9 protein-coding genes are annotated in these 14,161 nt (G+C 58.4%); 3 read left to right on the top strand and 6 right to left on the bottom strand.

Annotation, left to right across the window (positions count from 1 at the left end):
- Positions 1 to 16 precede the first annotated feature (16 nt).
- Together C477_RS02705 and C477_RS02710 are read right to left on the bottom strand one after the other, a co-directional pair.
- Positions 17 to 2,659: an ATP-binding protein gene (locus tag C477_RS02705; RefSeq protein WP_008892892.1), complete on the bottom strand. Its 2,643-nt coding sequence runs from the start codon at positions 2,657 to 2,659 to the stop codon at positions 17 to 19.
- 342 nt (positions 2,660 to 3,001) lie between these two features.
- Positions 3,002 to 3,652, bottom strand: coding sequence for a DUF502 domain-containing protein (locus C477_RS02710; protein ID WP_008892893.1), 651 nt, complete (start codon positions 3,650 to 3,652; stop codon positions 3,002 to 3,004).
- Between the two features lie 288 nt (positions 3,653 to 3,940).
- Here C477_RS02710 and C477_RS02715 point away from each other — a divergent pair, with 288 nt between their 5' ends.
- Positions 3,941 to 4,351 (top strand): hypothetical protein, encoded by a 411-nt coding sequence (locus C477_RS02715; RefSeq protein WP_008892894.1) that lies wholly within the window; start codon positions 3,941 to 3,943, stop codon positions 4,349 to 4,351.
- A gap of 47 nt (positions 4,352 to 4,398) precedes the next feature.
- Here the strand turns inward: C477_RS02715 and C477_RS02720 are convergent, their stop codons facing one another.
- Positions 4,399 to 4,842, bottom strand: coding sequence for a hypothetical protein (locus C477_RS02720; RefSeq protein ID WP_008892895.1), 444 nt, complete (start codon positions 4,840 to 4,842; stop codon positions 4,399 to 4,401).
- Positions 4,843 to 5,094: 252 nt separating this feature from the next.
- Complete coding sequence (locus C477_RS02725; protein WP_008892896.1) at positions 5,095 to 5,820, bottom strand: M14 family metallopeptidase; 726 nt, start codon at positions 5,818 to 5,820, stop codon at positions 5,095 to 5,097.
- Between the two features lie 785 nt (positions 5,821 to 6,605).
- Between C477_RS02725 and C477_RS02730 the strand changes: the two genes are divergently transcribed.
- Positions 6,606 to 7,202 (top strand): PGF-CTERM sorting domain-containing protein, encoded by a 597-nt coding sequence (locus tag C477_RS02730; protein ID WP_239641835.1) that lies wholly within the window; start codon positions 6,606 to 6,608, stop codon positions 7,200 to 7,202.
- A 273-nt stretch (positions 7,203 to 7,475) separates the two neighbouring features.
- On the opposite strand, the gene C477_RS02735 is transcribed toward C477_RS02730, so the two are convergent.
- The gene (locus C477_RS02735; RefSeq protein ID WP_008892898.1) at positions 7,476 to 8,339 is read right to left on the bottom strand and encodes a hypothetical protein; all 864 of its coding nucleotides are present in this window, start codon (positions 8,337 to 8,339) and stop codon (positions 7,476 to 7,478) included.
- Positions 8,340 to 9,652: 1,313 nt separating this feature from the next.
- Between C477_RS02735 and C477_RS02740 the strand changes: the two genes are divergently transcribed.
- A complete protein-coding gene (locus C477_RS02740; protein WP_008892900.1) occupies positions 9,653 to 9,910 on the top strand; it encodes a hypothetical protein in 258 nt (85 codons plus the stop codon).
- A gap of 3,297 nt (positions 9,911 to 13,207) precedes the next feature.
- On the opposite strand, the gene C477_RS02750 is transcribed toward C477_RS02740, so the two are convergent.
- A complete protein-coding gene (locus C477_RS02750) occupies positions 13,208 to 14,158 on the bottom strand; it encodes a glycosyltransferase family 4 protein (protein ID WP_083870231.1) in 951 nt (316 codons plus the stop codon).
- Positions 14,159 to 14,161 lie beyond the last annotated feature (3 nt).

Genomic DNA, 14,161 nt, shown 5'->3' on the forward strand with positions numbered 1-14,161 from the left:
ACGTCGATCGGCGCAGCTACGTCGTCCGCAGAGTATCAGTACTCGGCTCGTAGACCTCGCCTTTCTGCTTGAGTTTCTCGATCTCGTGTTCGGCCTTGGACTGATCCATGCCGACCTCCTCGGCTCGCTCCATGACGATGTCGACCGGCGCGCCGTCGTCGTACTCCTCTTCGATGTCGCTGATCAGCTGTTTCAAGTTCTTGATCCGGTCGCGCTGGGACTTCGAGGTCCCGGCCTCGACGATGTCCGCGTCGAACTCGCCCGTCTCCGGGTCGACGCCGATGTCCTGGAGACACGAGCGGACGATTTCGACGGACCGCTCGGCGTCGTGTTGCTCGACCGTGTCCGAAAGCCGAACGCGGGCGCTGGCCTCCGCCAGTCGGACCAATGCCTCGAGCTTCCGCGCCGTGACGGGTACGGCGGCGTCTTCGTCGGTCCCCCTCGAGCGCAGGTCGACGTAGAAGTCCCGGATCGTTTCCTGGGCCTCGTCGGTCATCCGCGGGTGACAGTTCTGCTTCGCGTAAGCGATGTACTTGCGAAGCAGTTCGGCGTCGATCTCCGGGTCGACCTGATCGGTCATCTCGTCGATCTCCTCGGCGGTAACGTCGGGCGCGTTCATCTCCTCGCGCTGGGTGGTCAGTTCGCCGGCGTAGTTCGTGGTGATGATGTGTTCCGCGAGGTTCTTGTCCTTCTCCTCGTCGGGCTGGTCGGTGACCGTAAAGATTAGGTCGAACCGCGAGATGAGCGCCGGCTCGAGGTCGATCTGCTCGCCGATCGGCTCGTACTGGTCGAAGCGGCCGTACTTGGGGTTGGCCGCACCGAGCAACGAGCAGCGGGACTTCAGCGTCGCGTTGATGCCGGCCTTCGAGACCGAGATCTTCTGCTGCTCGAGGGCCTCGTGCATGGCGCTGCGGTCTTCACTTCGCATCTTGTCGAGTTCGTCGACCGCGGCGATCCCCTGATCGGCGAGAACGAGCGCGCCGGCCTCGAGGGTCCACTGCTGACCGTCACCGAAGTCGTCGCGAACGGCGGCGGCCGTGAGACCGGCCGATGACGACCCCTTCCCGGAGGTGTAGACAGATCGGGGCGCGATGTTCTGGATGTACCCTAGCATCTGGGAGTTGTGTGAGATGACGCCCTCCGAGACGTAGTTGTGCGTTCCCTCGATCTCGAGGTCGTAGACCCAATCGTAGTCGGGCTTGAGTATCTCGATTGAGACGATTTGATCCGTCTCGATAGCCCCGTGCGCAGCCACAATACCACCATCAGCCAGTACTTCTCTCGTGTTCGTCTGGTCGGCTGAATTTGCGGTCGTTTCCATCGCAGCAACCGAGTCACCGATCGATAGCTCGTCGGCACGGGCCGCTCGAAAACCGGTTTCAGCAGGAACGAACAGCGGATGCGACGGCGTCACCTCGAGTTCTCGTCCGCTCGAGGTCTGAATCCGATACATCTGTTCGGGCGCTTCGCGTTTCCAGACCGTTGTCGCCCGCTGTAGGGCGACCGATCCGTCGTCCTGTAAGGAGGGAACCTCGAGATCGATCTCGTCGTACCAGCCGTCGTCGATCGGCTTCGGATCATCGAGATTCGATTCGACGAGATCACGGATCGGAACGTCCTGTCCGTTCGCGAGTGTGACCTTCGTATCTCCGCGGACACACTTACCGGTACCAGGGTCCCCGATAAGCAGCATGTGCAGGTCGCCACGAATCCGCGAGCCGTCGGGCAACTGCTTGGTGACGCCCGAGAACAACTGGAGGATCATCGCGAGCTTCTCCTGATCGTAGCCGTAGATGGAGGGCGCGATGGAGGCGATCATCCGCTCGTAGACGTCGTCCTGGTTGGAGATCTCGTAGATCGTCTTCTTATCCTCGTCGGTGATGTCCATGTCCTCGAACTGCTCTTCGTCGATGTCGACGGACATCCCCTCCATGTAGAAGTCGAAGACGGGCGACTTCTCCTGCTGGTCGCCCTGTTGCTCGAGACGGAGGACGCCGGTCGCCGAAACGTGGTCGCCGGGTGTGACTTCGCCGGTGATGTCGTCCTCGATGTGGACGTCCAGCGACTGGGGCGTCTCGCCGCCGCGCAGTCCCTCGGGGCTCTCCTGAATGCGGAGCTTCTGGGAGTCGACGAACTCGGACTGGTCGAAGTTCACGCGGAAGGGCCCCTGTCGCTCACAGCCCTGGCACTCGTGGGGTTCCTGGAAGTCGCCGCTGGACTGGGGGACGCGGGTCAGGGTGCCACAGAGCTGGCACTCGAAGGCGGCCTCCTCGATCTTCGGGCGAACGTCGGTCGCTTTCCGAACGATCCCGTGGACCTCGACGAGGGTGTTCATATCGCGGGCGCGGATCTCTCGGATCTCGGGGGTCTCGGTCTCCGGGAGGTTGTGGATCCGGACGTGGGCCTGTCCGAGGCTGACGTCGATCGGGAGGTCGTAGAGTCGCAGCGCCTCCTCGGCGTAGCGCTGGAGCTGTTCGGGCTGGGCGAGGAAGTCGTCGGCGAGGTCGGGGTCGAAGCGATAGAGGTCCTGCCAGTCGAGATAAAGCGAGCGCTGCTCGTTGGGATACTGCTGCGCAAGCTGCTTGATCTCGTTGTCGTAGTAGTTGCGGAAGAACTGCTCGAACGAGTCGACGAGTTCAGAATTGCCCGCTTGCGCCATTGCACTCTCGTAGGGGCCCCAGCCGGTATAAATGGTGGCAAAGCGGGGCGGAACTGAACCGCGACCGTTCCGTGGCGATCGGGTCGCCGGTCGCAGAACGGTGTCACCGCTCGATTCGAGATTTCAGTCATCAAAACCGGACGGATCGATGCCGGGCCACGACGAACCGTCCGTTCGCCGCTCTCGTCGCCGGCGACCGCCGGCAACGCACACGCCGTATCCTGATACCCAGTCAGGTCACGTGGCCACACAGGGTATGGGGTCCACTCGAGTATGTATATACGGCCAATCTGTTTTGGTCGGTATCGGGGACCGTTCGGAACGCGAGCCCGTCGCCGACGATCAGGTGTCGTCGCCGAGGTCGTCGGAGGCGACGCCCAGCGTTGCGATCGCACGAAACGCCTCCTCGACGGTGACGTCGACGTCGTAGACGTGTTCGGCCGGCATGTGCATGATGAATCCGTTCGTCGTCGGGTTCGGTGCCAGCGGAACCATGATCGTCACCATCGGCCCGTTGTCGACCTGCGTCTCGATCTCCGGGGGCGTCTGGGCCGTCAGAAAGCCGAGCATGTAGGCGTCTCGATGGGGAAACTCGACGAGTTTGACGTCCTGAAACTGGTCCGTGTCGTCGTCGACCAGCAGTTTGCTGGCTCGCCGGACGCTCTCGTAGATCGTGCTCACGCCCGGAATGGTCTCGATGGTCGCGTGGATGCGCTGGGAGATCGCCTTGCCGGGCGTGTACTCGGCGACGATCCCGACCAGCAGGAAGAAGGCGAACAGCGAGATCATCATGACGATCTGGACGACCGCCTCCGGCGGCTCGTTGGGCCAGACGAACATCACGCCGCTGACGATCGGCGAGAGCATGCCCAGAACGAAATCCACGACGAGGATCAACACCAGTACCGTGATCACCAGCGGAATCGTCAGTGCGACCCCGTTGATGAGCCAGCGTTTGAAACGAGACGTGACGCCGCCACCCGATTTCGACATTGGTCTCGAGTGATGCGACCTGCCGGGGAAGCCGTTCGGCTTGCATGGACAGTCGCGGTAACTGATGAGTCGATGGGGCGGAAACGCGATCGAACGCGTCGAAAAGAGACGCCGGACTTGCCGTGCGCGGCGGTCACTCTCCGTCACGAAGCCCGTCGGCGACGAGCGCGAAACCAGAGATGTACTTTTCGAGACGACTCGAGCGGTGCGGCCTCGAGCAACCGTTATGCGTCGAGTAAACGTGCGTGGTGTCGTCTGTCCGGGGCCGACAAATCGACGCGACGGGCGGTGCTCGCGGTCGTCGGAACGGGCGCCGCGACGACCGGCGTCGTCGGGGGCGACGATACGCCGCAGGTGACCGACGGCGGCTACGAGTTAGACTCGGATCGGATCCAGATCCGGATTTGCGACTGTTACACTGCGACGGTTCGGACGCAGAATCCGGCCGCCGAGGTCGTCACCGCCGGGCTGTACTTCCACGAGACCGATTGCTACGACTTCCACCAGACGCGGGCCGAGTTCCCGTACGAACTCGACCTCCGGGAGTTCGACTGGGCGTGCGAGCAGGGCGCGGTGCTCACGGACGTTACGGTCGAGGACATCGACTTCACTGCGCTCGCCGAGGCGTCCGTTCCCGACGCGTGGGGCTGCGAGGAGGGCGATGTCGAGTTCGACCGAGACTGTTCTGACGACGCCTGAACGGGCCGTCCGCGGGTCAAACCGAGACGACGCTGCTCATCCCGTCCTCATCGCGGATCAACGGTGTGCGGGCCGCGCGGGTCGGAGCCGCGACGCGTCGCCCACCACTGTCGAAGCCGCCGTCGGAGGCGCTCGAGGCGCGATTCGCGACGGTAGCTGACGGACATCGACCGGACGCTGCGCGTTCCCGTCTCGTCGGTGACGTCCAGGATATCCGCGTCCACGAACGCGTCGACGTCTACTCGGAACTCGCTTCGCCGACCGTCGTCGGTCTCGACGGTCCGACCGGGGACTTGACTCACCTCCGGCCACGCGCTCTCCTCGTCGGTGGTGATGGCGGTCAACAGTCGAACGTCCGGATCGGTACGAACGACCGCTACGGTCGCGTCGTCGGGCGCCGGCGGCAGCGTAACGAACGATTCGGTGTTCGAGAGTAGTCGGACGATTCGCTCGTCGTCGGATTCGGATTCGCGAATCGATTCGGACTTCATATGCTAGTTGTCAACAAACGCCACTAAATACTCACCGCCCAGCTGTCGATTCGCGCCCGTCGGCAGCCAGTGGAGGGCCGAAGAGTAGTCCGTCCGGACACCACGGTTGTCCGTCGTGCAACCGATCGAGACGAACGTCGGATAGATGGTCTTGTTGTGATTGTTCCTTCACCCAGAAATAGATCGTTCGTCCGTTTATCGCCGCGTTCGATCAACGATCTAAGCGTCGAAGAGGGTAGTCCTTTGGTCTTCTCAGGAATCGTCTTCGGGGCACTCTTCGATGACTTGCTCGTCATCGGAATCGTCCGATGTGTCACCGGCCGAGTCATCGGTCGTTGTCTCGGGTTCGAACAGTCCCGCTTCGGTCAGGTTCGTCACTAACCGTGTGTGCCAGTCAATGCGCGTCTCGAGGTCGGGACCGCGCGAGAAGGTTTCGATGAGAAACGACTGCGCGTTCAGGTCTCGAGAGGCCTTGTGGACGAGCAACCCGCTCGGTTCGTTTTCCGGCCTCGAAAAGGTATCAGTCTCGAACTCGAGTCCGGGCTCGTCGACGTGGTTTCGGTTCACGGCGTCAGCAGCTTGCTCGGCATCGGTAGCGGTTTCGGTACCATCCGAGTGGAAGATCGCCTGCCCGACGCCGTCGACGGGACCGCCGGCGTAGATGCCGATCGACTCGTGGAGGTCGATAACTACGTCGGGATCGGAGCGGTCAACGACGGTCCAGAGCGCTCGAGCGAGGTCCGTCGTTGGCTCCTCGCCTTCGGGAAACTGACGGTTGAGGTCGACGCCGTCGTCGCCCGTGCGTGTCCGCTGCTCGACAGCATCGGCGTTCGCGTAGGGGATCGTTACGAGCGTGCCGGCATCGATTTCCCACTCGGCAATGGCGCTCGCCGCCTCGTACCCTGCAACCTCGTTGCCGTGCATTCCGCCAACGACCAGTACGGTCGGTCCGTCGGCGTCTGCAACCGTCTGGTACACCGTCGTTTCGTGATCAGTACCTTCGAGAATTTGTTGTGAGTCTCTCGAGAGATCGCTGCTGGATTCGGCGCTCGAATTAGCACTAGCGACGCCGGCGAGTGCACAACTGGCTGCGGCTGTCAACAACGTTCGTCGAGATGTCTGTAATGACCCCATGTGATCGTTACCTCGGAGAAACAGATCATTATTATAGTTCTGATAGCGCGTTGCACGCCGTTCGGTTGGTGATAGCGACCGTCTCTCCCGGCTAAGTGAACGCACACCCGACAGGTCGGAAGATATGGAATTTCGAATCGCCGTTTCGCTGCTCGAAATGTCACCGGCGTATATGGAGAGAGTGAAACTGTCCTGCAATCATCGCTAACTCGATTGTAAGTATAACCGTGTGAGTCCAAGAGAGGCGATAGCCAACGGATCCAGAACAGGAGGGATAATCCCCTCGCAGATTCGAACCGACCGCAGTAGCGAAACGGAGACGGCGTCGACTCGAGGCAAAGTAGCTGCGGAACGAGACTGGTCGCCGCTGGTACTGTAGACGGCGCCGGCGATTGATGGAAGATCTACTCAGACACCACCCAAAACACATGACATTCGAAACAACTCGAGAAACCCGATGGACCGTACTCGCCGCAGTGATGATCGCGTCGATAGTCGCTCTGTCGACAGTCGCTGCGGGCGCAGCAACCGCGGCCGCTGCAAACGCCGACGAAAGTGCTGATACGAACCTTGAGGTGACGGTCAATGCACCGGACTCGGTCGCAACGACCGAATCGAGCACGTTCGACGTGACCGTCACCACATCCGATGGCGAGCCAGCGACGACTACTGTCGTCTTCGAGATCAACGGAGAGGAGATCCAGGAGGAAGTGACTGCCAGCACCGACGACACGGGGTCTGTCACCTTCACCGCTGAAGGGATCGCCCTCCCCGAAGGCGACTACGAGTGGACGATCACCGCCGGTGACGAGGAACGTTCGGGGACACTCACTGTTACCGATACCGCGGACGACGGTGCTACCGACGGTACCGCCGCTGACGGCGACACCGAGACCGACGACGACGACACTACCGTTTCGGAGAACGACGCTACCGCTGACGAGACCGCTAACAATACTACTACTGACGACGCCGAGGTCGCTGAGAACGACACTACCGTTTCGGAGAACGGCACTGCCGTTGACGATACTACTGCTGGCAACGACAGCGAAGCCGCCGACAACGAGACTACCGCTTCGGAAAACGAGACCGGTACTGACGATACCGCTGACAACGACAGCGAAACCGAGGAGGAGGAAGAGGAATCAGTTCCCGGCTTCGGCGTCGGCGGTGCGCTCTCCGCCGTGGTCGCAGGAACGTTGCTGTTAGCCCGTCGGCGTAGCTAAGCACCCAGCGACGGGATTCGGCACTTTTTGTCGCGCGTGATTTCTTCGCGGCGTGGCTGGGAGGTTGCTGACCCTCACGGAAGTCGTCGAGTAGTAGATACCGTGGTTTTGAACGGCTCCGCCGCCGATCGACCCGGAAAACTTCGCTCGAGTCTCGATGCTCAGTTCCGACCGTTCACTGTCATGCCGTCACGGCTGACACGTTCGTCCTCGAGCGCGGGGCAGAACTGCTCATCATTTCCTTCCTTCCAAAAGGAACCGATGAAGTGAGATTCAACACCCCTCTCCGAACGTCCCATTGAGAGCCATTGAGTGATTGGCATAATAGGAGTAGAGGTTTTGTGGAGCCACGTACCTCCCGCCGTAGTACCCGGCAGGGCCATTCGTTTCGATGATATTGGTTTCGTGGTCTTCCGTGAATCTCAGATCTCTCCGATCATAGATGAGATCGCCATCGAGCCAGTACTGGATGACGCCGTCCGAATTTGCCACGCCATCATCGTCAATTGTGTTCATACAGACATAATACTCTAATTCGTACCACCGTCCCGGAACGATTTCCGGTTGACGTACGGCGTAGGGTTCCTGCTGAAGGAGATAGTCGTGATCTTGATTCTGGTCCATATGGTATGTATAGGAGAGCAGATGGAAGGGTCCATCTGGATCGGTTTCCTTTGTACTGACATAGAGGCGGTTACTCCATCCATTGGTGCCATCAGGGACACCGCCGCTGGCACTCCCCTCCCCGAGCGACATGGCACAGTTCCAGATCCGACAGTGTTCACTCTCGTTCCCCATCGTCCAACTCGTATTGAGTGCGAAAGCGACACGACCATTGAGTTCGAGTAGTCCATCATCGAAGCTATAGTGGGTGCTTAGCCCCCAATGCTCGCCGTCCCGAACACGAAGCTGGAGTGCGGTATCGCCAGCGTAGGTCGGGCTGGAGACAATTGAGAGGTTCTCACGATCACCGTTGGACATCCAGTAGATGTCCTCCCAGCTCTCGTACGCTCCGTAATCGAGATGGACGACCTCATCCGGCCGATTACAGCCGCCACCTGCCGCGCCCTCTATCTCTTCCGCTGCCGTATTATCGACTCCTGCCCCAGTCACCCCGAGCAGGCTTCCCACGCCCAAGAGGCTCCCCCCGCGTAATAGTCGACGACGAGAGACACCAGCACTGGGTGTCCTCTCAGCCACACTCGGTTCATCTAAGACTGGATCATCAGTAGTATTCTCTTGCATGCGATTTTGTAACTATGAAAACCAGGAGTATTGTATTATATTAACTAGGAAAATCAGGGTATACTTTCAGTGGGTTTGAGACACCCTACCTGTGAGCTCCCCTGTAGCCACGGGTCACGATGGAATTTCGCCCAAGTGCGGGATGTCGATCCCGATGTATACGAAGACTAATTCAGTGGTCGGTCCAATCGCGCCCTCGAGCGAACGGAGAGTACTTCGGAACTCTTCTCCAGGTCCTCGTCGTTCGGCGGGAGCGGTACAACGAAACTCCGGTGCGGAGAGCGCGACGATCACACCGAGACAACGGTTCTTCCGGAAGAGCGAGACGACGAGAATCAGAAGATGATCTATCACCGCTGGGTAACGAGTCATCTACGAGATGTAGAACTGTTGGAAGAGAAGACGCGCGGGGAACTGTGCGAATTAATTTAGAGTGGAACGGTCGATATTTGAACTAACGGAAGACGATCACTCTCGCTTCACTCGAGCGCTGCGACTTCCGAGATTCAAACCGGTCGATCAGCACGAACTCGTCGCTCACGGTGTTGTTCGCGACGACGTAAGTGGGATCGCCCGGATTCAAACATCATTGACCTTCGCCCTCCTTGTCACTGAAGGTAAGCCGATCTAGGTATGGCCGCCTTCGCTCTCGCATTTCCTCCATTCGGGTCGGCTGATCATAATGTCTAAGCAGTACATCGATTGAAGTGTTCATTCGCTCCGAGACACGTTCCAGAGGAATCCCACGGTTGAGCTGCCAAGTGATTGATCCAGTTCGGATCGCGTGAGGATTCACCGATGACGGGCACTTGCTGATCGACGAGTAATCGGGACATTCGCATATCGATCGATTGTTCCTGTGGGGGCAGTCCGAATGCCACGGTGCCGGTGTCGAAGCGACTACCCGCGACGTAGGTGGGTTAGATGTCTGAAACGCCGCAGAGTGGAGCGAATTGGCCGCCGACATCTCTATGATGAACTCATCTACCAGGCTACCAATCGCCCCGAGCAAGCCCTCCGAGATGTTGCTGAAGACATTAGCAACGGCCACGGGGTGGCTCGGTCAGACACTTGGAACACCTCGCTTGAGCGTTCTATGAGGAGTTGTTGTTCATCCAGGAGTGCATTGTCCCGCTCGTTGACGACATCGACGAGTTGAGTACCTACTTCGAACTCGAGGCGCGGCCAGAAGCGAACGAAGAGACATGAGCGAAACTATCGAAGTCGTGGGCGAGTCGGTCGAAAAGGGAGAGAACTATAACCCTCCGACTCTGGAAGAGTTAGAGCAGCACATGACCGAACTCGAAGAGCGGGGCGTTCCGGTCGAACTCGAGTGCTTTGAGCGTGGTAACTCTGTCGACCACCGCGTACTCCCCGAAGAACGGGATTTGGACAAGCCATTAGGAAAGATGCTGTGTAGAAGTTGCATGGTGGAACACCCTCAGGCCAGAAACCTGTTTTAGGCGTCTATTCTTTTTGCGTTGCTATCATGTCTCACAGGTTTAATAAGGATAATAGGTACTCGAGAATCCGGTAGTAGTGTGATCACAATGGGAGAATTCTTCTATGACACCCCAAAATTACACCCTTGGTCTCCATTAGACCACAAGGAATACCAATTAGTAGTTAGTCGAACTGACGCGCAGTACATCATTTTGCTTTTGTATTGAGGGTCATTCCGAATTCTATGTATATAATATATCTTCCCCCACCATCTATTCTTTAGTATTAGGCCCTAATTCTATCAATTAAAAATAATAAATAAAGTCCTCCGTTCACAACTATATACCCTTTTCCTATGTAACATTCTCAATATATTATTATTTTCTATTATTTCTTCCGTAATCATATAATGTCAAGGTACATAAGTTGTTCTGTTGAACACCTTGTTTTACTCATTGAAATTGAATTATTAAACTAGTACTCATGGCCAATGGTTCCTCAGACTTCAATGCATGTCCGACACGGAAAAAGATATTCGCAAAAGTAGTAAGAATAAGAGAATAAGATCCTCTAATAAGTTCGGTCGGCGCAGTTATTTGAAGGCAGGTGGAGCCAGCATCGGAGCGCTGCTATTAGGATTCACGCACGGGACGGAACCAGCGGCCGCATCTACAACTAGCTCTGGCAGCGAGATTAACCTCACGCCGGAAGTCCCGCAGTGGGCATACGACATCTGGCAAAACGCCCCCGACGACCCTCGCGACGAGTGGCCGACCGAGGACGGCACAGGATACTCGGGCCGAAGCGGCGACCTCACAAATGCAATCAACAGTGCCTCGGGGAGTGCTATCGTCGACCTCGGCAGCGGCGGGGAGTACGAAATGCAGACCTCGCCCTCGAGCGCGTCTCTCGTCGGGTTGATCGGTGATCCCAATGACCCGCCAACTGTCTATCTCACCATGACGGGGACCTGTTGGGAAATGAGCCCCGATGAGCTCGTGCTTGAGGGAATCACGTTCGACATTAGCGAGACGTCAGACGTCTCACTGCTGCGCTCGTATGGTATCAGCGATCGTCTCCACGTTCGGGACGTAACCCTTCGGGGGGAGCGCGAGCGTGTCGCGACCGGCGGGGGCAACCGGTCCAACTTCCTCGCGCAGATGGGCCCGAACGGCGAAGGGCTGATCGAACGGCTATCGCTCCCCGACGGGTGTATCGAGGATCTCAACTCCAGCGGCGACTACGCTATCCCCGCCGGCGCCGACCCGAGCCACGAGGGGCGGAACGTCTGGAAAGACTGCTACGTCGAAGGCTTCCGTGATAACGGGTACTACGTCCGTAATTCGCCAGGGCACAATCTACTGTGGAATTGCGAGGCGCTCAACAACGCCCGCACGAATATGAGGATCGGCGAAAACGACAGTATCGTCGGCGGACACTCGGAGATCAACACGGACTTTCCTCATGAGGAACCCGACGAGCCCGGCCGCGCGCTCGGCAACGACGGACCCGAGTTCGACAAAGTCGTCGGACTAACGTGTGTTCTCGAGGGCGACGACTGGGGGAGTGCGGGCTTTATGCACTGGTCAGGCGGTGGCACCCCGGCTGAAGGCGGCCGGCTATATAATACCGTCTTCCACTTCAAATCGGGTGACTCGACGCCGATTCGCGTTGACTCTAGCGCGAACCCCGTCTCGACATACGAGGATTGCTACATCCTTGACGAGACCAGCGGTAACGAGACGTTTGCAGTCGGCTACTTTAGAGTCGGCGACTCTGAGCCGCAACCCGGTACCGTCACTCTCAACGGAGGCAACCAAGTTGACAGCAACGCCGACACAACGTTTCGGATGGGTGCTGACGGCACACTCAACACGGCCGACGGATCGAGTTATTCCAATACGGCCGTTTCGGCCAGCCAGGCCGGCGTTGAGGCTTCGCTGACGCCTGACGACTTCCCAACGTTCTACTTCGATTATGAGGATGACACCGGTGGCGGCAGCGATGGTCAAATCGATCTTGGAACTGATAACAACGCAGATTCCACAAGCAACGAAAATGGAATCCACTTTGAGGCCAAACAGGAGATCGATAGTATTCATCTCACCATCTCACAAAACAGTGAGGGGTTCACGACCTGCCGTCTCCGGGATGCCACTAGCACAGATCTTATCGCAGAAAAGGATGTCTCNAACAGTGAGGGGTTCACGACCTGCCGTCTCCGGGATGCCACTAGCACAGATCTTATCGCAGAAAAGGATGTCTCCGACCTACAAGCCGGAGATTCCTTTGAAATGACTCCTGCCGGTGGACTCGAAGCTGACACGTATCTAATTACGTTAGATGCTGACGGAAGTGAATGGACTCGTGGCCGATTCGAGGATCCGTCCTTCCCATACACCAATGATGATCTCACGGTCATTGAAGGGATCTATTCGAGTGGTGGGAGTTCGACTACTGGTGTCCGCTACTCCTTCACTGCAATCGCGGCAATAGATGGGCTGGAGACGGGGGACAGGCTAAATCTCGGAACCGATAACAACGCGAACGCAAGTTCCAACGAGAACGGAGTTCATTTCGAGACCGAACAGGAATTCGATGGGATTCAGCTCACCATCTCACAAAACAGTGAGGGGTTCACGACCTGCCGTCTCCGGGATGCCACTAGCACAGATCTTATCGCAGAAAAGGATGTCTCNCAAAACAGTGAGGGGTTCACGACCTGCCGTCTCCGGGATGCCACTAGCACAGATCTTATCGCAGAAAAGGATGTCTCCGACCTACAAGCCGGTGATACATTCAATATGATCCCTAATAATGGTTTAGATGCTGACACCTATTTGATCACATTGGATGCCAACGGTAGTGAATGGACACGAGGTCGGTTCGAGAATCCGTCTTATCCTTACTCGAATAGCGACCTTACTGTTCTCGAAGGGATCTATTCGAGTGGTGGAAGTTCAACTACCGGTGTCCGCTACTCCTTCACTGCAATTGCAGGAATCCATACCGCCTGACCAATCGAACTAGCCCATTGGCTTTCTTTTATTGGCACTGGTGAACCACTTCGCATCCAGTGACTGCATTCCTTCGTACTGGCCTCGATTGAACTCTGCTCACTCACGTAACGAACGAGCATGCTCGATTCGCTGTATCACTTCGAGAAAGTCATCATTCAGCTACTGGTCATGTTGGCCGCAGCGACACCGATCACGATTTCCCGCTGACATTCCGTACCACGTTCTCGTCGATCTCTGAGCCGATCGGAACGGCCTCGATTTGGCTCGGAAAGGACGTCTGACGTCGCTCGCTCTTCGTTATGCCACGTTTTTGAGACAGCGCTGGTAAACGGTACGCAGTCGGTCCCCCATCTCGTCGACGGTGTACCCGGTGACGTGCGCTCGCCCGTCCGATCGGCGATCGCCCGCGAGCACGTCGGCCAGTCGCGCCTGGAGTGCGTTGTCGTCGTCGACGACATGGGAGTCGGAAACGGGCTCGAGCACCTCACGGGCGAAGCCGACGTCGCGCGAGACGACCGGGACGTTACAGGCTGCGGCCTCCTTGATCGTCATCGGTCCGCTCTCGTAGTGCGAGGTGAGCAGGACGGCGTCGGCGGCATTCAGGTAGTACGGTACTTCCTCGTAGGGCTGGTTGGCGACGGTTCGTAACTGTACGTCGTCGGGGAGTCCGTCCACGACCCGTTCGGCCAGCGGGTAGTTCTTCTCCTCGCGCGAGGGAGCGTAGGGGAAAAGGACAATCCGCTCGTCGGTCTCCCAACCGACGCGTTCGCGCGCTTCGTCCCGCGGAACGGGTCGGAACCGTTCGGTGTTGACCGGGAAGGGGACGTTGTGACAGGGTCGATTGACGCGATCGGCCATCGCGTTCGAGGGAACGACGACACGATCGGCGCGCGCGGTGAACCACCTGATGACGTCAGCGTACGGGTTGTCGCGATACTCGCCGCCCCAGAGCGTACAGACGACCGGGAGGTCGGTCTTCGGTAGCGCCGACGCCGCGACGGCGAACGGAAACGTGAGTCCGTAGTTGGCGTGGACGAGGTCGTAGTCCTCACGCGCCGCTCGGAGTACCTGCGGGAGGTAGCGGGCGTAATCGAGCGGCGTCCGCCGCTGGACCTCGTCCTCATGGGCCCGATGTTCGCTGGGGACCGGCAGCGTCGTCACTTCGACGCCGGCGCGCTCGAGGGCTGTCATCTGGCTTTGATAGAAGCTGCGCCAGTCGGTTGTGGTGAGGCTCAGGACGCGGATCATGGT

This window comes from Haloterrigena salina JCM 13891 (assembly GCF_000337495.1).
Taxonomy (GTDB): domain Archaea; phylum Halobacteriota; class Halobacteria; order Halobacteriales; family Natrialbaceae; genus Haloterrigena; species Haloterrigena salina.